Below are 18,711 nucleotides of genomic sequence, written 5' to 3' on the forward strand. Positions count from 1 at the left end.
CGAGGGAGGCTACGAGGCCGCGCGCCCCGACTTCTCGGCCTGCTCGGCGTACATTTTCGCGATCACGGCCTCGATGTCCGGCTCCCGCACCGACAGATCCACCAGCGGATACTCCGCCGCGATCCGCGCGACCAGCGGAGCCGCCGACTCCGACGCCGGGAACGCCAGCCACTGACGCGGGCCCTCCACCCGTACGACCCGCGCCGACGGCACGTCGATCGGGGGCAGTTCGCGCTCCAGGTCCACGACGAGGGTCCGCTCGCTGTCGCCCACCTCGTGCAGGCCGGTCAGCGGGCCGTCGTACATGAGCCTGCCGTGGTCGATGACCATGACCCGCGAGCACAGCTGCTCGATGTCCTGGAGATCGTGCGTGGTGAGCAGGACCGTCGTACCGCGCTCGGCGTTCAGGTCGCGCAGGAACTCACGCACCCGGGCCTTGGAGATGACGTCCAGGCCGATCGTCGGCTCATCGAGGTACAGCACCTCGGGGTCGTGCAGCAGCGCCGCCGCGATGTCGCCCCGCATCCTCTGGCCGAGGGACAGTTGACGGACCGGCACGTCCAACAGATCGGCCAGTTCGAGGAGTTCGACACAGCGGTCGAGATTCTCACGGTAACGGGCGTCGGGGATGCGGTACATGCGGTGCATCAGCCTGTACGAGTCGATCAACGGGAGATCCCACCACAACGTCGTACGCTGCCCGAACACCACCCCGATGCGCCGCGCGAGACGCGTACGCTCACGGGACGGGTCGATGCCGGCGACGCGCAGCCGACCGCCGCTGGGGGTGAGGATGCCCGTCAGCATCTTGATGGTCGTGGACTTCCCGGCACCGTTCGGACCGATGTAGCCGACCATCTCGCCGCGCGCCACCCGGAAGGAGATCGAGTCGACCGCCCGCACCTCACGCCGCTCACTGCGCATGAACCCGGTCTTCTTGCGCACGTCGAAGACCTTCTCGACACCGTCCAGCTCGATGAAGGACTCGTTGAAGGACTCGTTGAAGGACTCGTTGGACGAGTCGTTCGACTCGTCGAAGGAACCGTCCACTCGACTGTGACCGCGACTGTCCATGCGCCCTAACTCCCCGTGCTCCGGTACGAACGAAGTCCCGCCCGCCAGGCCAGCCCGGCCAGCGCACAACAGCCCGCCGCCACCAGCGGCGGCAGGAACGCCACCCACTCCGGCAGGTCGAGCGGGTAGGGGCGGCCCAGCACATACAGCGCGGGCAGCCAGTTGACGAAGGCCAGCGGGAAGACGAACGTCACCCCGCGCACCAGGTCCTGCGCGAAGAGACCCGGCGGATACTGCAACAGCGTGGCGCCGCCGTACGTGAACGCGTTCTGCACCTCGGAGGCGTCCCGCGCCACGAACTGGAAGGCCGCGCCCCCGACGAACACCGCGCAGAAGATCGCCCCACCACTGATCACCATCACCGGCACCAGCAGCACCTTGAGCACCGTCCAGTGGACGTCGTCGAGCGCGAGCAGGGCGTAGCCGAGCACCAACAGACCCTGGGTGATCCGGCCGAGGCGGCGCAACGCGAACCGGTCCGCGGCGACCTGCGCGAGCACCGGCGCCGGCCGGACCAGCAGCGTGTCCAGGGTGCCGTCGCGGACCCGGCGCCCGAGCCGGTCCATCGACCCCACGACGAGATCCGCGGTCCCGAACGCGATCGCCGACAGCCCGTACAGGAACGCGATCTCGGGCAGCGAGTAGCCGCCGAGCCGGTCGATCTGGGAGAACATCAGCACGATCGCCAGGAAGTCGAGCCCGGTCGCCGCGAAGTTCCCGATCGTGGTCATCACGAAGGAGGCCCGGTAGGCCATCGTCGACCGGATCCACATCGCGGCGATCATCCGATAGGTCCGTACGCCGTCGACCACACGCTCCCGGCGGCTGAGCGGCCCGTCGTCCCAGTCGTCGCGAGTCCACCGCTCGCCCCGGACACCGGTCTTCACCGCACCGGCGACACCCACGTCACCCACCCTGAACCACCACCCGCCGAGTAGCGACCGCCTGCAACAAACGCCCCGCCCCCAGCAGCGCCACCGCCCACCCGGCCTGGAAGGCGAACGTGCCCAGCGGATCCGCCGCCCCCAGCAGCATGTCCGCCGGCGCCTGGATCAGCGCCGCCCACGGCAGGGCCCTTACGACCTCGCCAAGCACCCCCGGGAAGACGTTCAGCGGCAGCACCATGCCCGAGCAGAAGACACCCGCGAGCCACGCCATCTGGGTGATGCCCGCGCCGTCCATCAGCCAGAACGCGGCCAGCGCCACCAGGAACCGGAAGGAGTAGCTGACCAGTACCCCCAGCACGACCGCGACCAGGAACGTCAGCCAGGTCAGCGGTGAGGCCGGGAGCGACAGGTCGAAGAGCCAGGCGCCGATCACGAACGGGATCAGCCCGCGGCCCAGCAGCTGGAACAGGGCCCGGCCCAGGTCCTGGGCCAGCCACCACAGCTGGAGGTCGGCCGGCCGGTACAGGTCGATCGCGATGTCACCCGTACGGATACGCTCGATCAGCTCTTCCTCGAAGCCCGTGCCCATCACGCACATGGTCGTCAGCAGTGCCTGGCCGAGCCACACGTAGGTGAGGGCGTCGGACTGGTCGTACCCGCCGAGGTGGGGTCTCTCGTCCCACAGGGCGATGTAGGTGTAGGCCAGGATGATCCCGAAGACCGTGTTGGTGAACACCCCCGCCAGCGTGGCCGCCCGATAGGTGGCATACCGTCGGAAACCCCCCGCAGCGACGGCCGCGTACAACCGCCCAGAACCCACGAGACCAGCCTTTCCCAACGCGTCCGGACCGAAGCGCAGGAGCCTAGTCCTCACTCCTGTCCGCCCGCCACGCGTTTTCCGGCAGGAAGCGTGCCGAGGTCAGGGAACTGATCGCCTGGTGCGACAGTCTTCAAGAGGGGGCGCAGAAAACGTTTGAAGTGGTGAATGAGGTCGTACGGGAACGTACGACGCGAAACAGGAGTCCGTGCACGACATGAGCGACCAGCCAGAGCCGCAGCAGCCGACGCAGGGCTCGGCACCCAAAGAACCCGACGCGCAGCCCGAGCGAACCGTCGAGCAGCCCGCCGTGCGAGCCGACGCGGAACCCGACATGGAACCCGTTGCGGAGCCCGACGTCGAACCCGTCGCGCGACCCGAGCAGACCCTCGCGCAAGCCGCCGCGGAGCCAGAGGCACAAGCCGAGCGAACCGTCGTGCAACCGGTCGTCCAGGCCGACGTACGGACCGACGTACGAACAGACGCGCAGCCCGAGGTGATGGCCGGCGGGAAGCCCGAGACCGCCAAGAAGGCCAAGAAGGGCAAGCGTCCCCGGCGGACCGGATGGCGGCGGCTGGTCCCGACCTGGCGGTTCCTGCTCAGCGCGTTCGTGCTCGGAACCATGATGCTCATCGCCCTGTTCGCGCTCGGCTACTACATGGTGAACATCCCGGCGGCGAACGCGGCGGCCACCAAGCAGAGCAACGTCTACCTCTACGCCGACGGCAGCCAACTCGCCCGCGACGGCGAGGTCAACCGGGAGAACGTGACGCTGTCGCAGATCTCCAAGGACGCCCAGCACGCCGTACTGGCCGCCGAGGACCGCGACTTCTACACCGAGTCCGCCATCGATCCCAAGGCGATGATCCGCGCCGCCTGGAACACGGTGACCGGCAAGGGCAAACAGTCCGGCTCGACGATCACCCAGCAGTACGTGAAGAACTACTACCTCGCGCAGGAGCAGACCGTCACCCGAAAGGTGAAGGAGTTCTTCATCTCGATCAAGCTGGACCGGGTGAAGACGAAGGACGAGATCCTCGAGGGCTACCTCAACACCAGCTACGCCGGCCGCAACTCGTACGGCCTCCAGGCAGCCGCCCAGGCCTACTACGGCGTCGACGCCGTCGACCTGACCGCCGGCCAGGGCGCCTACCTCGCCGCGCTGCTGAACGCGCCGAGCGAGTACGACGTGATCGCCCACCCCGAGAACAGGCCGGCCGCACTCGCCCGCTGGAACTACGTCCTCGACGGCATGGTCACGAAGGGCTGGCTGACCGAGTCCGCGCGCAAGGCCATCACCTTCCCCGAGCCGAAGCAGTCGATCGTCTCGACGGGCATGTCCGGCCAGCGCGGCTACCTGGTCAAGGCGGTCAACGACTACCTCTTCGAGAACAAGATCCTCACCGAAGACCAACTCCAGCTCGGCGGCTACCGCATCACCACCACCCTGCAGAAGTCCAAGCAGGACGCCTTCGTCAAGGCGGTCAACGACAAGGTGATGAAGAAGCTCGACAAGAAGAACAACAAGGTCGACAACTACGTCCGCGCGGGCGGCGTCGCCATCGACCCGGCCACCGGCAAGGTCCTCGCGATGTACGGCGGCATCGACTACACCAAGCAGTACGTCAACAACGCCACCCGCCGCGACTACCAGGACGGATCGACCTTCAAGCCGTTCGTGTTCACCTCGGCCGTCCAGAACGGCTCGCAGACCCAGGACGGCCGGACGATCACCCCGAACACCTACTACGACGGCACCAACAAGCGCCCGGTCGAGGGCTGGAACGGCGGCGAGTACGCCCCCGAGAACGAGGACCAGTACTCGTACGGCAACATCACCGTCCGCACGGCGACGAACAAGTCCGTCAACTCCGTGTACGCGCAGATGGCCGTGGACGTCGGCCCCGCAAAGGTCAAGCAGACGGCGATCGACCTCGGCCTGCCCTCCGACACCCCCGACCTCAACCCGTACCCGTCCATCGCGCTCGGCACGTCGACGGCCAGCGTCCTCGACATGGCGGAGGCGTACGCCACGCTCGCCAACCACGGCAAGCACGGCACGTACACGATCATCGACAAGATCACGAAGGACGGCGAGGAGGGCGCCGTGACCCTCCGGAAGCAGGAGACGAAGCAGGTCGTGACGCGCGAGGCCGCCGACACGACCACGGCGGTCCTGCAGAGCGTGGTCGAGGACGGCACGGCGACGGCGGCCCAGGAGGCCGACCGCCCGGTCGCCGGCAAGACCGGCACGGCCGAGGAGGACACCGCGGCCTGGTTCGCGGGCTACACCCCCGACCTCGCGACCGTCGTCTCGGTCATGGGCCAGGACCCGGTCACCGGCAAGCACAAGTCGCTGTACGGCGCGATGGGCCTCGACCGGATCAACGGCGGCGGCGCCCCCGCCGAGATCTGGGCACAGTTCACCAAGGACGCCCTGAAGGGCAAGAAGGCGAAGGACTTCGACCTCCAGCTCCAGCCAGGCGCCGACGAGGTGCAACTCCCGCCCGCCGACACGCAGCCCGACCCCGGCACGGACGCCGGCCAGGACAACGGCGGCACCACGGACGGCGGCCAGGAAACCCCGGGCGCGACGAACGGCGCCACGACCGGGGCCACCCCGACGACCGGCGGCACGACCACGGACGGCGGCACCACCACAGGCGGCACGACCACGACCGGCGGCACGACGGACACCGGCGGGACCACCACCACAGGCGGCACGACGGACACCGGCGGCACGACGGACACGGGCGGCACCACCGACACCGGCGGCACAACGGACTCGGGCGGCACCACCGCCGACACCGGCGGCACGACGGACTCGGGCGGCACCACGGGAGGAACGACACCGGGGACGACAGGCGGCGGACTCAGCGCGTTGAGACGGGACTGACGCCACCACCGACACCGAGACCGGCACCGACACCGACACCGACACCGACGGCAGACGACAAAGGGGCTGGTGACCATCGTCACCAGCCCCTTTGGGCGCCGCCGCCCCACAGGCCTACAGATACAGGCCGGTCGAGTCCTCGGAGCCCTCGAACCGGTCGGCCGCGACGGCATGCAGATCGCGCTCACGCATCAGCACATAGGCGACCCCGCGCACCTCGACCTCGGCAAGATCCTCCGGGTCGTACAGAACACGGTCGCCCGGCTCCACCGTCCGTACGTTCTGCCCGACCGCGACGACCTCAGCCCAGGCCAGCCGACGCCCGACGGCCGCCGTGGCGGGAATCAGGATGCCGCCGCCGGAACGCCGCTCGCCCTCGCTGGCGTCCTGCCGCACGAGCACACGGTCGTGCAGCATCCGGATCGGCAGCTTGTCGTGATGGGTGCTCTGCTCATTGCTTTTGGCGCTCACACTCCGAACCTACCTGCCTCTTCAGCCCTTGCGCCGCCGGGTGCCGAGAGCGAGCAGCCCGACCAGCCCCACGACCACCAGGGCAACAGGCACGATCCGCTCGATCCGGGGCGCCCCGTCCTCATCGACGAACTGTCCCTTGACGTCACCGACGACCCGGTTGACGCCGACGTAGGCGCGCCCAAGGGTGTGATCGATGTTCGAAACGACCTTGGCCTTGGCATCGCCGACGATCGTCTTCGGGTGCACCCGCACCCCGATCTCGTCGAGCGTCTCGGCCAGCGTCTCGCGACGACGCCTGATGTCCGCCTCGATCTGCGCCGGGGTTCTGCTGCTGTCCGAGGTGTCCGCCACCGTACGCCCTCCGAAGTCCGCTGATGCATTGCTCCGGACAGTCTGTCAGTTCCACTCGGGCCCGCACTGTCAGCACCCCCGGTTAGGCTCGGACCGGCACCTTTCCAGGCCGCACGAGGACGTACGAGGAGACCAGACGGATGAGCGAGCGACTCCAGCCCGGTGACGTGGCCCCGGCCTTCACCCTGCCCGACGCCGACGGCAACGAGGTGTCGCTGGCCGACCACAAGGGCCGCAAGGTCATCGTCTACTTCTACCCGGCAGCCCTGACCCCCGGCTGCACCAAGCAGGCCTGCGACTTCACGGACAACCTCGACGTCCTCGCCGGCGCGGGCTACGACGTGATCGGCATCTCCCCCGACAAGCCGGAGAAGCTCGCGAAGTTCCGCGAGAAGGAGAACCTGAAGGTCACCCTGCTCGGCGACACGGACAAGACGGTCCTTCAGGCGTACGGCGCCTTCGGCGAAAAGATGAACTACGGCAAGACGTACGTCGGCGTCATCCGCTCCACGGTCATCGTGGACGAGGAGGGCAAGGTCGAACGGGCGCTGTACAACGTCCGGGCGACGGGCCACGTAGCGAAGATCATCAAGGACCTGGGCGTCTGACACCCCCTTCCCCGCTGCTCGCGCGGCCCGTACCGAAGCAATTCCGGTGCGGGCCGCTTTGCGTTTTGGGCGTGACTGTCCGATAAGCGGTTCGTTACTCCGTACGAGACCGCGAACTGGTGGTCGGGAGACGGAGGGGACTCGATGGGGGCAAGTGCGTACAGCAAAGAGCGGCTGGAGGAGGCGGCTCGGGGGGCGCGGACGCTGTCGGAGGCATGCGGGAGATTGGGGGTGGATCCGACGAGTCAGAAGCGGCGGTACATCTCCCAGCGGATGAAGAAACTAGGGGTGGATGTCGTTCACTTCGAGCGCGAAGGGGCCAAGTGGACGAGGGAGATCCTTGAGCCGGTGGTTTCGGCGTCATCGAGCGTCAACGAGGTTCTACGGCGACTCGGGCTCGAGGTGGTCGGCGGGCATCACACGAACATCTCCCGTCGCATCAAGGCTTACGGCATCGACACCTCGCACTTCACGCCAGTGGTCCGAACGGAGCGGCAGCGTTACAACCAGCGTCGGCGGGCTGCCGAGGAGATCCTGGCCGAGGACACCTCGGCACATCCCAAACGGGTCCCGAGCAGTCGCCTGAAGCGGGCGATGGGCGAGCTGGGCATGGAGGAGCACTGCGCCCTGTGCGGGATCGAAGGGGTTTGGCTCGGGGAGCAGCTCCCCCTCGAAGTCGACCACATCGACGGCAACTGGCGGAACAACCGCGTTGAGAACCTGAGGCTCCTTTGCCCCAACTGTCACTCGACAACGGACAGTTACCGCGGACGCGGCAAGGGGCGTGCCTCATGACCAGCGGAGTGCAGTACACCCGCGAGCGCTTGGCCGAGGCAGCGGCTCGGTGTTCCGACCTCGACGAGGTCATTGCCTTCTTCGGCACCTCGCCATACGGCTACCTCCGCAAGTACCTCACCAAGCGATTCGCCCACTTCGCCATCGACATCTCGCACTTCGCCCCATGCGGCAGGTCCGCCCGGCCCACCACCGACGAATTACGGACGGCCGTCGCCGAATCCACCTCCTTGGCGGAGGTGCTACGCCACCTCGGGCGCACGGACAACGGCACCCAGCGGACGAAGCTGCACAAGTGGATTGCCGACGATCAGTTGGTGACGGCACATTTCCTGGGGCAGGCACACCAGCGGGGAAGGCCGGCCCCGAACTCCAAACGGCCTGAGGATGTCCTGGTGAAGCACGAGGGCAAGCAACGGACGACGACAACGCGTCTGCGTCGAGCGCTCAACGAGGTCGGCGTAGCCGAGGAATGCGCCGGGTGCGGCACCGGCCCGGAGTGGCGCGGCAAACCCATGACCCTGGAGATCGATCACATCAACGGGGACTGGAGCGACGACCGGCGGGAGAACCTGCGGTTGCTCTGCCCCAACTGTCACGCGATCACCAGCACCTGGTGCAGGGGAGGCAGAGGGCGGCAAGCAACTCCCGGTACGATGGCAGGCGGCTAGCGGCGGTGGTGCAATGGCGACACAGCAGACTTAGGATCTGTGGCCCTTGATCGGGCTTGAGGGTTCGAATCCCTTCCGCCGCACACAAGCGGCCTGTGAATCGAAGGATTGATTCACAGGCCGTTCCTGTTCTCACATCTCAGCCCAACAACTCCCGAACCACCGGCACCAACCCCCGGAACGCCTGCCCCCGATGACTGATCGCGTTCTTCTCGGCCGCCGTCAGCTGTGCGCACGTCCTCGTGTCGCCCTCCGGCTGGAGAATCGGGTCATAGCCGAAGCCGCCCGAGCCCTCCGGGGCGTGTCGCAGTACGCCCCGCATCCGGCCCTCGACCACCCGTTCCGTGCCATCCGGAAGCGCCAGGGCCGCCGCGCAGGCGAAGTGGGCGCCCCGGTGTTCGTCCGCGATGTCCGACAGCTGGGCCAGGAGCAGCTCCAGGTTGGCCCTGTCGTCGCCGTGCTTCCCTGCCCAGCGGGCCGAGAAGATTCCCGGGGCGCCGTTGAGGACGTCGACGCAGAGGCCCGAGTCGTCGGCCACCGCAGGGAGGCCCGTTGCCTGGGCCAGGGCGTGGGCCTTGAGGAGGGCGTTCTCCGCGAAGGTGACGCCTGTTTCCTTGACGTCGGGGATGTCGGGGTAGGCCTCCGCGCCGACCAGGTCCATGGGGAGGGCCGCGTCGGCGAGGATCTGCCTCAGCTCGGTGATCTTTCCGGCGTTGCGGGTGGCGAGGATCAGGCGTGTCATGGCGTCCAGTATCCCGGGCTCACCCGCGGCCGCTCACTCCGTTTTACGACAGCTACGACGTGCAGACCTTCGTCAGTTCGCCCGCCGCGTCGGTGACTCCGCTGATGTCCGGGGTCGCGTCGCCCTTGTCGATGGCCGTACGGACGTTGTCCACGGCCGTGTTGAGGTTGTCGACCGCCTTGTTGACGTCGGCGTTGTCCGTCTTGTCGCCGATGTCGGTGAGGTTCTTGTCGATCGACTCCAGGGCTTCGCTCGCCTGGGTCGGGTCGTTCGCCGCGTTCTCGACGGCCTGCTGGAGGTCGGAGACGCTGGTGGCGATGGCGTCGGCGGTCTGGACGCAGTCCAGGGCCTTGTTGACGGCGTCGCATCCGGTGGTGAGCCCGGCGGTCAGCGCGACGGCCGCCACGGTGGCGGCGATGGCGGTGGCGCGGCGCCCCTTTCCGAGTCCTCGTGCGGTGCGGATTCGGCGGCTGACGGGCATGGTTCGGGTTCCCTCCGTTGACTGTTGACTACTGGTCGGGCGCGCGGCAGCACTCGTCGCCGTACACCCGTCTTCCTGCGTGTTCTGCGTGTCCCTGCATCCCTGGAGACGCTGTGGAGTGGCGGTGCGGTTGCCCGCGACCGCCACTCTATTTGGTGTTCCCTTTACCTTTCCAGGGTGGCGTCCAGCGCCTTGCGCTGGAGGGCCGTCAGGTCCGTGCAGCCGGCGACCGCGAGGTCGAGGAGTGCGTTGAGCTCCTCGCGGGCGAACGGTTCGGCTTCGGCGGTGCCCTGGACCTCGACGAAGCGGCCGTCGCCGGTGCAGACGACGTTCATGTCGGTCTCGGCGCGTACGTCCTCCTCGTAGCAGAGGTCCAGCAACGGCACTCCGCCCACGATGCCTACCGACACCGCGCTCACCGTGCCTGTGAGGGGCTGGCGGTTGGCGCGGATCAGCTTCTTGCCCTGGGCCCAGGTGATGGCGTCGGCGAGGGCGACGTACGCGCCGGTGATGGCGGCCGTGCGGGTGCCGCCGTCGGCCTGGAGGACGTCGCAGTCGAGGACGATCGTGTTCTCGCCGAGCGCCTTGTAGTCGATGACCGCGCGCAGGGAGCGGCCGATGAGGCGGCTGATCTCGTGCGTGCGGCCGCCGATCTTGCCGCGCACGGATTCGCGGTCGCCGCGGGTGTTGGTGGCGCGCGGGAGCATCGAGTATTCGGCGGTGACCCAGCCCTCGCCGCTGCCCTTGCGCCAGCGCGGGACGCCCTCGGTGACGGAGGCTGTGCAGAAGACCTTGGTGTCGCCGAAGGAGACGAGGACGGAGCCCTCGGCGTGCTTGCTCCAACCGCGTTCGATGGTGACGGGGCGGAGTTGTTCGGGGGTGCGGCCGTCGATACGTGACATGGCGACGAGCCTAGCCGTAACGGCGGAAGGGGCCCTTCCCGTACTAGGAGAGGGCCCTTCAGGGGTGAACGCCCGTGCTGGGTACGGGGGTTCGGATCCGCGTTCGGATCGGTATTCAGATCTGAACGCGGATCCGCGGTTCAGAGCCGTGGCCAGATCCGGGATCTACATCATGTCTTCGATGTCCGCCGCGATCGGGTCGGCGTCCGTGCCGATGACGACCTGGATGGCGGTGCCCATCTTGACGACGCCGTGGGCGCCGGCGGCCTTCAGGGCGGCGTCGTCGACCAGCGAGGCGTCGATGACCTCGCAGCGCAGCCGCGTGATGCAGCCCTCGACCTCTTCGATGTTGTCGAGGCCGCCGAGGCCGGCGACGATCTTCTCTGCCTTGGTGGACATGTCGTACTCCCTGGTCCGAGCCGCTTTGTCGCAGTAACCCACAGTTGACCGATCTTCGCGAGCGGTCTGCGCACCGTCCGCGCACTGTTCGCGACTGGTCTACACCAGTCTGCATCCGTTGTGAAATCGTGGGTTCCTTATGCGCCCTTCACCGTGCTACAACATGGTCTACACCACTGACTGGTGTAGACCATGTACCACCCGTTGGAGGAAGTATGAGCACCGCCACCACCGCGGCGGTCCCCGCGAAGAAGAGGGGATCCGGCCTGATCCAGGGCCTGCAGAAGGTCGGCCGCAGCCTGCAGCTCCCGATCGCCGTACTTCCGGCGGCGGGCCTTCTGCTCCGGCTCGGCCAAGCCGACTCCCAGGAGAGGTTCCACATCCCCGCCGATGTGGCGAAGGTGTTCGCCGGAGCCGGCGGCGCCCTGCTGGACAGCTCCTTCGGTCTGCCCCTGCTGTTCTGCATAGGCGTGGCCATCGGCTTCGCCAAGAAGGCCGACGGCTCGACGGCGCTGGCCGCAGTGGTCGGGTTCCTCACCTACTACGCGGTGATCCACCAGTACCCGATCAAGGACGGCCACGAGGGCGCCACCTACACGGGGACCGGACTCGGCGGCGGTTTCTGGCAGAAGGGCAACGAGGCCGCCCAGACCGCGACCTTCCAGAACCCGGGCGTGCTCGGCGGCATCATCCTCGGCCTTCTGACGGCGGTGCTCTGGCAGCGCTACCACCGCAAGCAGCTCGTCGACTGGCTCGGCTTCTTCAACGGCCGGCGACTTGTGCCGATCATCACGGCCGCCCTCGGCACCACCCTCGGCGTCCTGGTTGTCCTGGGCTGGCAGCCCATCGGTGACGTGATCACCAACTTCGGCGAGTGGATGACGGGTCTGGGTTCCTTCGGCGCCGCTCTCTTCGGTCTCATCAACCGCGCGCTGATCCCGATCGGCATGCACCAGTTCGTGAACTCGGTGGCCTGGTTCCAGATCGGCGACTTCACCAACTCCGCCGGCACCGTCTTCCACGGCGACCTGCCGCGCTTCTTCGGCGGTGACCCGTCCGCCGGAATGTTCATGACCGGCTTCTTCCCGATCATGATGTTCGGTCTGCCGGCCGCCGCCCTCGCGATCGCGCACTCCGCCCGGCCCGAGCGTCGCAAGGCCGTCCTGGGCATGATGATGTCGATGGCGCTGACCTCGTTCGTCACGGGTGTCACCGAGCCGATCGAGTTCACCTTCATGTTCATCGCCCCGGTGCTGTACGCCATCCACGCGGTCCTCACCGCGATCTCGATGGCTGTGACCTGGGCCCTGGGCATGCACATGGGCTTCAGCTTCTCGGCCGGCTTCATCGACGTCTTCATCAACTGGGGCATCTCCACCAAGCCCTGGCTGCTGATCCCCGTCGGCCTGGTCTTCGGCGCGATCTACTACGTCGTCTTCCGCTTCGCCATCACCAAGTTCAACCTCCCCACCCCCGGCCGCGAGCCCGACGAGGAGGTCGAGGATCTCACCAAGGCGTGAGAGTCCGGCCGTACCGCACAGCATGACGAGGGCCCCGGAACCCGAGAAGGAGTCGGTTCCGGGGCCCTCGTACGCCTACGGATGCCTATGAACGCCAGGAATGCCTACGAACGTCTATGAACGCCCACGAAGCGTCAGATCTCGTACGACGCCCTCGGCGCCGCCAGTTCCACCGGCCCGCTGAACTCCGCGCGGGCGTCGAGCAGGTTCACCTGCGGGTCGGTCCACGGGGGGATGTGGGTCAGGACGAGCTTGCGCGCCCCCGCGCGTTTCGCCGTCTGGCCTGCCTCGCGGCCGTTGAGGTGCAGGTCGGGGATGTTCTCCTTGCCGTGCGTGAACGCGGCCTCGCACAGGAACAGGTCGGTGTTCCGGGCGAGTTGCTCCAGCGTCTCGCTGACGCCGGTGTCCCCCGAGTACGTCAGTGACTTCCCGGCGTGCTCGATGCGGATGCCGTACGCCTCCACCGGGTGACGCACCCGCTCGGTGTGGACGGTGAACGGGCCGATGTCGAAGGTGCTCGGCTTGACCGTGTGGAAGTCGAAGACCTCGCTCATGGAGGAGGCGGTGGGGGTGTCGGCGTAGGCGGTGGTGAGGCGGTGTTCGGTGCCCTCGGGGCCGTAGACCGGGATCGGGTCGCAGCGCCCGCCGTCGTGGCGGTAGTACCGCGCGACGAAGTACGCGCACATGTCGATGCAGTGGTCGGCGTGCAGATGGCTGAGAAAGATCGCGTCGAGGTCGTACAGACCGCAGTGGCGCTGCAACTCGCCAAGGGCACCGTTGCCCATGTCGAGTAGCAGCCGGAAGCCGTCGGCCTCTACGAGGTAGCTCGAACAGGCCGATTCCGCGGACGGGAACGACCCCGAGCAGCCGACGACGGTGAGCTTCATAAAGCAGAAACCTCCGCGGGCGGGGAGCGTCAAAACGAACGTGACGGGGTTCTTGCGGTGCGTCGAGCGTAAGGCGCAAAACCTCCCGTCGCTCCTCCGCCAAGGGCTGTTGTGGGCGAACTCACCTGTGCTGTCACCGGTTCGGCTGGACCTGGAGTGCCGGTAGCGCGGGCGGGTCGGGGGGTGCGCCGGTACCGTCTTCCGTATGGACACGTCATGGTGGCTCGCCCTGGCGGCCGTCGTGCTGCTCGCGCTGGTCGCGGCGCTGGTGGACGGCTGGGGACGCGGGCACAAGCCGTCAAGGCGCGGGGGCAGGCCGCCGGGGCGGGCCGAGGGGCCGAAAGGTCAGCGGGGGCGGGCTGCGCGGCCCCGGCCCGCGGAGATCTGGTGGGCGAACGTGCCCTTCGAGGACGGGCCGGGCGGCAAGGACCGGCCGTGTCTGGTGCTCTCGGTGCGCGGGCGGCGTGCGACGGTCGCGAAGATCACCAGCAAGTACCACGACGAGCGGCCCGGAGTGATCCCGTTGCCGCCGGGTGCCGTGGGCGACGCCCAGGGCCGGCCGAGCTTCCTGGAGACGGACGAGCTGCGTGACCTGCCCGTGGGCGAGTTCCGGCGTCGGGTGGGGGTGGTGGACCCGGCCCTGTGGGACCAGGTCCGACACCTCGCCACGTAGATCACATGGATACGGGGCCTACGCCCAGAGCTGGCCCTGCAGGGTCTCGATGGCTTCCTCTGTGGTGGCCGCCGTGTAGACGCCTGTCGAGAGGTATTTCCAGCCACCGTCGGCGACGACGAAGACGATGTCCGCGCTCTCGCCCGCTTTGACGGCCTTGTTGCCGACGCCGATCGCGGCGTGCAGTGCGGCGCCGGTGGAGACGCCCGCGAAGATGCCCTCCTGCTGGAGGAGTTCCCGGGTGCGGGTGACCGCGTCCGCCGAGCCGACGGAGAAGCGGGTGGTGAGGACGGAGGCGTCGTACAGCTCGGGTACGAAGCCCTCGTCGAGGTTGCGCAGGCCGTACACCAGGTCGTCGTAGCGCGGCTCGGCGGCGACGATCTTCACGTCCGGCTTGTGCTCCCGGAGGTAGCGGCCGACGCCCATCAGGGTTCCCGTGGTGCCGAGGCCGGCCACGAAGTGGGTGATGGAGGGGAGGTCGGTGAGGATCTCCGGGCCGGTGCCGGCGTAGTGGGCGCCCGCGTTGTCGGGGTTGCCGTACTGGTAGAGCATCACCCAGTCCGGGTGCTCGGCGGCGAGTTCCTTGGCGACGCGTACGGCGGTGTTGGAGCCGCCGGCCGCGGGGCTGGGGATGATCTCGGCGCCCCACATGGCGAGCAGCTCGCGGCGTTCCTGCGAGGTGTTCTCGGGCATCACGCAGACCATGCGGTAGCCCTTGAGCTTGGCGGCCATGGCGAGCGAGATGCCGGTGTTGCCGGAGGTCGGTTCGAGGATCGTGCAGCCGGGGGTGAGCCGGCCGTCCTTCTCGGCCTGCTCGACCATGTGCAGGGCGGGGCGGTCCTTGACCGAGCCGGTGGGGTTGCGGTCCTCCAGCTTCGCCCAGATCCGTACGTCGGCGGACGGCGACAGCCGCGGCAGGCGCACCAGGGGGGTGTTGCCTACCGCGGCCAGCGGCGAGTCGTAGCGCATGGGTGCCAGGGGCCTATCAGGCCATGCCGCCGGCCACGGCCGGCAGGATCGTCACGGTGTCGCCGTCGGCGAGCTTGGTGTTGATGCCGTCGAGGAAGCGGACGTCCTCGTCGTTGAGGTAGACGTTGACGAAGCGGCGCAGCTTGCCGTCGTCCACGATGCGGGCCTGGACGCCCGTGTGCCGGGTTTCGAGGTCGGCGAAGAGCTCGGCGAGGGTCGCCCCGGCACCGGGGACGGCCTTCTCGCCGTCGGTGTAGGTGCGGAGGATGGTCGGGATGCGGACCTCGATGGCCATGGCTCGGGGCTCCTGTCGGGAGTGGTAGGTCGATGGGCGCGCGGCGGCGCGAAAAGCGTGTTTCAGCAGGTCATGCATGTGAGGCGCCGCGGCTCACGGCCGTACGGCGGCAGGGGGCAGCGTCAACAGATGGCGCTGGCCAGCCTGCACAGGTCGACGTGCAGCCGCGCCACGAGCAGCAGGGCGCCCGGCGTCTTCTCGCTCACGTCGTAGGAAACCATGGGCTCATCGTATCGATTCCCGGTGCGGATCCCGGAGACCTGTCCCGCATTCTGGATATTTTCGGGCCGCCAGGTGAGATAGGCAGGTCGCGGCGGGCGTCAGTAGGCCTCCACGACGTTGACTTCTTCCTCCGTGACGACACCCTCGATGATCCGGAAGGAGCGGAACTGGAACTCGCCGAGGCCGTCCGTGTCGGCCGTGGACACGAGGACGTAGTGGGCGCCGGGCTCGTTGGCGTAGGAGATGTCGGTGCGGGAGGGGTGGGCCTCGGTCGCCGTGTGGGAGTGGTAGATGATCACCGGCTCCTCGTCGCGGTCGTCCATCTCGCGGTAGAGCTTCAGCAGGTCGCCGGAGTCGAACTCGTAGAACGTGGGCGACATGGCCGCGTTCAGCATCGGGATGAAGCGCTCGGGGCGGTCGGTGCCCGCCGGTCCGGCGACGACGCCGCATGCCTCGTCGGGGTGGTCCTTGCGCACGTGGGCGACGATCTGGTCGACGAGGGCCTGGGTGATGGTCAGCATGTTCGCCAGGATAAGCAGAGGGGCCGCCCGGTACCGAGGAGTGGTACGGGACGGCCCACATGCCGGAATGCCATGACGCCTCGGAAGATCTCAGGGCATCAGGGTGGACACGAGTGTCTCCTGCAGGCCGCCCAGCCACAGATACGCCATCACCATCGGCTTACGCGGGTCCTCGTCCGGCAGCCGGTAGAGGAGGTCGGTGTCCTCCTCGTCGACGACGTCCAGGCGGGAGCCGATCGCCAGGCGCAGGTCGTTGAGCGTGCCCAGCCACTGCTGGGACTCCTCGTGCGCCAGTTTGAGCACCGCGCCCCCGTCGCCGGACGGCGTCAGCGCGTCCAGTGAGCGGATCACCGTGAGGGCGCCCTCCCGCTTGCCGGTCCGCAGGTCGTTCTCGGTGAACCGGCGGAACTCTGCGGAGTACTCCCGCTGCTCCTCGGCCTCGCCGGGCGACGACGGTACGTCGACGGGGTCGCCGTAGGCGTCCGGGAACAGGCGTTTGAGTACCGGGTCGGAGGGCGGCTCGCTGGGGCCCTCGGCGAACAGCTCGGCGAGCGGGTCGTCGGAGGCGTCCTCGGCGGGGCCGGGGCCGATCAGCTCCAGGAGCTGTACGGCCAGCGACCGGATGATGGAGATCTCGACGTCGTCGAGCGCGACGGCCGCGCCGCCGCCGGGGAGCGGTTCGAAGTGTCCTGGCATTGAGTGGTTCGCTACTTCCGGTCCTGCTGGAGGGTGGCCCACAGACCGTAGCCGTGCATCGCCTGCACGTCGCGTTCCATCTCCTCGCGACTGCCGCTGGAGACGACCGCCCGGCCCTTGTGGTGGACGTCCATCATGAGCTTGGTGGCCTTGTCCTTCGGGTAGCCGAAGTACGTCTGGAAGACGTAGGTCACATAGCTCATGAGGTTGACCGGGTCGTTGTGGACGATGGTGACCCACGGGACGTCGGGCTCGGGTACGGCGAAGGTCTCCTCCGCCGGCTCGGTGCGTTCGATCTCTACGGGAGCGGGTGACGTCACACGGCCCATGCTGCCACCAGAAGGGGGTCACGGGCCAAACGGAGCCCGGGAGGAGACTGCCTGGAGGCCGCTCGGGGGCCGCTCGTAGGTCTCTGGAAGGTCGCTGGAAGGTCGCTCGTGAGCAGAAATCGTCAAACTGACGAGATGGGGGTAGCATCCCGTCCATGAACACAGCGGACCTTGGGCTGCCGGTGGACGTTCCCTCGACGGCGCTCTTCACTGATCACTACGAGCTGACGATGCTCCAGGCGGCCCTGAAGGCGGGCACCGCCGACCGGCGGTCGGTCTTCGAGGCCTTCACCCGGCGGCTGCCGGAGGGCCGGCGCTACGGCGTCGTCGCGGGCACCGGACGGGTGCTCGACGCGGTGGAGAACTTCCGTTTCGACGCGGCCGTCATCGACTTCCTGCGTGAGCACCGGATCGTCAACGAGGAGACCCTGGAGTGGCTGGCCTCGTACCGGTTCCGCGGGGACATCTGGGGCTATCCCGAGGGCGAGGTCTACTTCCCGGGCTCGCCGATCCTCCGGGTGGAGGGGTCCTTCGCGGAGTGCGTGCTCCTGGAGACGGTGATCCTCTCCATCCTCAACCACGACTCGGCGATCGCGGCGGCGGCGTCCCGGATGGCCTCGGCCGCCGGTGAGCGCCCGCTGATCGAGATGGGCGCCCGGCGCACCCACGAACTGGCCGCGGTGGCCGCCTCCCGCGCCGCGTACGTCGGCGGCTTCACCAGCACGTCCGACCTGGCCGCCGGATTCCGCTACGGCATCCCGACCGTCGGGACGAGCGCCCACGCGTTCACCCTGCTCCACGACAGCGAGCGGGACGCCTTCCAGGCCCAGGTGGACTCGCTGGGCCGGAACACGACACTGCTGGTGGACACGTACGACGTCACCGAGGCGGTACGGGTGGCCGTGGAGGTCGCCGGGCCCGAGCTGGGCGCCGTGCGCATCGACTCCGGGGATCTGCTCCTGGTCGCGCACCGGGTGCGGCAGCAGCTGGACGCGCTGGGGGCCGGGCGGACGCGGATCATCGTGACCTCGGACCTCGACGAGTACGCGATCGCCTCCCTGGCCGCGGCGCCCGTGGACGCGTACGGGGTCGGCACCCAGTTGGTGACGGGTTCCGGCCACCCCACCTGCTCGATGGTCTACAAGCTGGTGGCCCGCGCCGAGTCGGCGGACCCGAAGGCTCCGCTCGTCCCGGTGGCGAAGAAGTCGAGCGGCGGCAAGACGTCGGTCGGCGGCCGGAAGTGGGCTGCCCGGCGGCTCGACCGGGACGGTGTCGCGGAGGCCGAGGTGATCGGTACGGGACCGGTGCCCGTCGAGCTGGCGGACCGGCAGCTGCTGGTCGAGCTGGTCAAGGGCGGCCGGGTCGTCGCCCGCGAGCCGCTGGACGTCGTACGGGACCGGCATGCCGCCGCGCGCGCCAACCTGCCGCTGTCGGCGACCCAGCTGTCGCGCGGGGAGGCCGTCATTCCGACGGAGTACGTGCCCGTGCACGTCTGACACCCC

23 protein-coding genes and 1 tRNA gene are annotated in these 18,711 nt (G+C 68.4%); 8 read left to right on the forward strand and 16 right to left on the reverse strand.

The annotated features are described in order from the left end of the window. Window positions 1-9: 9 nt before the first annotated feature. The 3 genes from OHN74_RS15760 to OHN74_RS15770 all read right to left on the reverse strand — a co-directional run bounded on the left by OHN74_RS15760 (window position 10) and on the right by OHN74_RS15770 (window position 2,781). Window positions 10-1,074, reverse strand: a complete 1,065-nt coding sequence (locus tag OHN74_RS15760; protein ID WP_327695195.1) for an ABC transporter ATP-binding protein — start codon at window positions 1,072-1,074, stop codon at window positions 10-12. Window positions 1,075-1,079: 5 nt separating this feature from the next. Then, the gene (locus OHN74_RS15765) at window positions 1,080-1,886 is read right to left on the reverse strand and encodes an ABC transporter permease (RefSeq protein ID WP_327700146.1); all 807 of its coding nucleotides are present in this window, start codon (window positions 1,884-1,886) and stop codon (window positions 1,080-1,082) included. Window positions 1,887-1,980: 94 nt separating this feature from the next. Next, window positions 1,981-2,781, reverse strand: coding sequence for an ABC transporter permease (locus tag OHN74_RS15770; RefSeq protein WP_327695196.1), 801 nt, complete (start codon window positions 2,779-2,781; stop codon window positions 1,981-1,983). 214 nt (window positions 2,782-2,995) lie between these two features. Here OHN74_RS15770 and OHN74_RS15775 point away from each other — a divergent pair, with 214 nt between their 5' ends. Continuing rightward, complete coding sequence (locus tag OHN74_RS15775) at window positions 2,996-5,674, forward strand: transglycosylase domain-containing protein (protein ID WP_443060395.1); 2,679 nt, start codon at window positions 2,996-2,998, stop codon at window positions 5,672-5,674. Window positions 5,675-5,788: 114 nt separating this feature from the next. Here OHN74_RS15775 and OHN74_RS15780 read toward each other — a convergent pair whose 3' ends face one another. After that, window positions 5,789-6,145: a GroES family chaperonin gene (locus OHN74_RS15780; protein WP_327695197.1), complete on the reverse strand. Its 357-nt coding sequence runs from the start codon at window positions 6,143-6,145 to the stop codon at window positions 5,789-5,791. A gap of 21 nt (window positions 6,146-6,166) precedes the next feature. Beyond that, window positions 6,167-6,499 (reverse strand): DUF3618 domain-containing protein, encoded by a 333-nt coding sequence (locus OHN74_RS15785; protein ID WP_327695198.1) that lies wholly within the window; start codon window positions 6,497-6,499, stop codon window positions 6,167-6,169. A gap of 140 nt (window positions 6,500-6,639) precedes the next feature. On the opposite strand from OHN74_RS15785, the gene bcp reads away from it, so the two are divergent. The 4 genes from bcp to OHN74_RS15805 all read left to right on the forward strand — a co-directional run bounded on the left by bcp (window position 6,640) and on the right by OHN74_RS15805 (window position 8,656). Further along, on the forward strand, window positions 6,640-7,107 hold the full coding sequence (bcp, locus tag OHN74_RS15790; RefSeq protein WP_327695199.1) for a thioredoxin-dependent thiol peroxidase: 468 nt from the start codon (window positions 6,640-6,642) through the stop codon (window positions 7,105-7,107). A gap of 144 nt (window positions 7,108-7,251) precedes the next feature. Then, window positions 7,252-7,902: an HNH endonuclease signature motif containing protein gene (locus OHN74_RS15795; RefSeq protein WP_327695200.1), complete on the forward strand. Its 651-nt coding sequence runs from the start codon at window positions 7,252-7,254 to the stop codon at window positions 7,900-7,902. Then, window positions 7,899-8,573, forward strand: coding sequence for an HNH endonuclease signature motif containing protein (locus OHN74_RS15800; RefSeq protein ID WP_327695201.1), 675 nt, complete (start codon window positions 7,899-7,901; stop codon window positions 8,571-8,573). The genes OHN74_RS15795 and OHN74_RS15800 overlap by 4 nt, the downstream gene beginning before the upstream one ends. Beyond that, window positions 8,573-8,656 (forward strand) — tRNA-Leu (locus OHN74_RS15805). The genes OHN74_RS15800 and OHN74_RS15805 overlap by 1 nt, the downstream gene beginning before the upstream one ends. A 56-nt stretch (window positions 8,657-8,712) precedes the next feature. On the opposite strand, the gene rdgB is transcribed toward OHN74_RS15805, so the two are convergent. The 4 genes from rdgB to OHN74_RS15825 form a co-directional block, all read right to left on the reverse strand. Continuing rightward, a complete protein-coding gene (gene rdgB, locus OHN74_RS15810) occupies window positions 8,713-9,315 on the reverse strand; it encodes an RdgB/HAM1 family non-canonical purine NTP pyrophosphatase (RefSeq protein ID WP_327695202.1) in 603 nt (200 codons plus the stop codon). 52 nt (window positions 9,316-9,367) lie between these two features. Continuing rightward, entirely contained in the window at window positions 9,368-9,796 is a 429-nt protein-coding gene (locus tag OHN74_RS15815) for a hypothetical protein (RefSeq protein ID WP_327695203.1), read from the reverse strand. A gap of 164 nt (window positions 9,797-9,960) precedes the next feature. Beyond that, window positions 9,961-10,698, reverse strand: a complete 738-nt coding sequence (gene rph, locus OHN74_RS15820) for a ribonuclease PH (protein WP_327695204.1) — start codon at window positions 10,696-10,698, stop codon at window positions 9,961-9,963. A gap of 165 nt (window positions 10,699-10,863) precedes the next feature. Beyond that, the gene (locus OHN74_RS15825) at window positions 10,864-11,097 is read right to left on the reverse strand and encodes a glucose PTS transporter subunit EIIB (protein ID WP_443060396.1); all 234 of its coding nucleotides are present in this window, start codon (window positions 11,095-11,097) and stop codon (window positions 10,864-10,866) included. Between the two features lie 215 nt (window positions 11,098-11,312). Between OHN74_RS15825 and OHN74_RS15830 the strand changes: the two genes are divergently transcribed. Continuing rightward, window positions 11,313-12,617, forward strand: a complete 1,305-nt coding sequence (locus OHN74_RS15830) for a PTS transporter subunit EIIC (RefSeq protein WP_327695206.1) — start codon at window positions 11,313-11,315, stop codon at window positions 12,615-12,617. Between the two features lie 134 nt (window positions 12,618-12,751). Here the strand turns inward: OHN74_RS15830 and OHN74_RS15835 are convergent, their stop codons facing one another. Further along, the gene (locus OHN74_RS15835; protein WP_327695207.1) at window positions 12,752-13,504 is read right to left on the reverse strand and encodes an MBL fold metallo-hydrolase; all 753 of its coding nucleotides are present in this window, start codon (window positions 13,502-13,504) and stop codon (window positions 12,752-12,754) included. Window positions 13,505-13,709: 205 nt separating this feature from the next. Here OHN74_RS15835 and OHN74_RS15840 point away from each other — a divergent pair, with 205 nt between their 5' ends. After that, complete coding sequence (locus OHN74_RS15840; protein WP_327695208.1) at window positions 13,710-14,177, forward strand: type II toxin-antitoxin system PemK/MazF family toxin; 468 nt, start codon at window positions 13,710-13,712, stop codon at window positions 14,175-14,177. 18 nt (window positions 14,178-14,195) lie between these two features. On the opposite strand, the gene OHN74_RS15845 is transcribed toward OHN74_RS15840, so the two are convergent. The 6 genes from OHN74_RS15845 to clpS all read right to left on the reverse strand — a co-directional run bounded on the left by OHN74_RS15845 (window position 14,196) and on the right by clpS (window position 17,209). Further along, entirely contained in the window at window positions 14,196-15,146 is a 951-nt protein-coding gene (locus tag OHN74_RS15845) for a PLP-dependent cysteine synthase family protein (RefSeq protein WP_053741584.1), read from the reverse strand. A gap of 16 nt (window positions 15,147-15,162) precedes the next feature. After that, a complete protein-coding gene (locus OHN74_RS15850; RefSeq protein WP_327695209.1) occupies window positions 15,163-15,441 on the reverse strand; it encodes a MoaD/ThiS family protein in 279 nt (92 codons plus the stop codon). 122 nt (window positions 15,442-15,563) lie between these two features. After that, entirely contained in the window at window positions 15,564-15,662 is a 99-nt protein-coding gene (locus OHN74_RS15855) for a putative leader peptide (RefSeq protein ID WP_318319503.1), read from the reverse strand. A gap of 99 nt (window positions 15,663-15,761) precedes the next feature. Next, entirely contained in the window at window positions 15,762-16,184 is a 423-nt protein-coding gene (locus OHN74_RS15860) for a M67 family metallopeptidase (protein ID WP_327695210.1), read from the reverse strand. Window positions 16,185-16,274: 90 nt separating this feature from the next. Continuing rightward, the gene (locus OHN74_RS15865) at window positions 16,275-16,880 is read right to left on the reverse strand and encodes a DUF2017 domain-containing protein (protein ID WP_327695211.1); all 606 of its coding nucleotides are present in this window, start codon (window positions 16,878-16,880) and stop codon (window positions 16,275-16,277) included. 11 nt (window positions 16,881-16,891) lie between these two features. Further along, on the reverse strand, window positions 16,892-17,209 hold the full coding sequence (clpS, locus tag OHN74_RS15870; RefSeq protein ID WP_327695212.1) for an ATP-dependent Clp protease adapter ClpS: 318 nt from the start codon (window positions 17,207-17,209) through the stop codon (window positions 16,892-16,894). Window positions 17,210-17,364: 155 nt separating this feature from the next. Between clpS and OHN74_RS15875 the strand changes: the two genes are divergently transcribed. After that, window positions 17,365-18,705, forward strand: coding sequence for a nicotinate phosphoribosyltransferase (locus tag OHN74_RS15875; protein WP_327695213.1), 1,341 nt, complete (start codon window positions 17,365-17,367; stop codon window positions 18,703-18,705). The last annotated feature ends 6 nt before the right edge of the window (window positions 18,706-18,711 follow it).

It is taken from the genome of Streptomyces sp. NBC_00459 (genome assembly GCF_036013955.1).
In the GTDB taxonomy this organism is placed as follows: domain Bacteria; phylum Actinomycetota; class Actinomycetes; order Streptomycetales; family Streptomycetaceae; genus Streptomyces.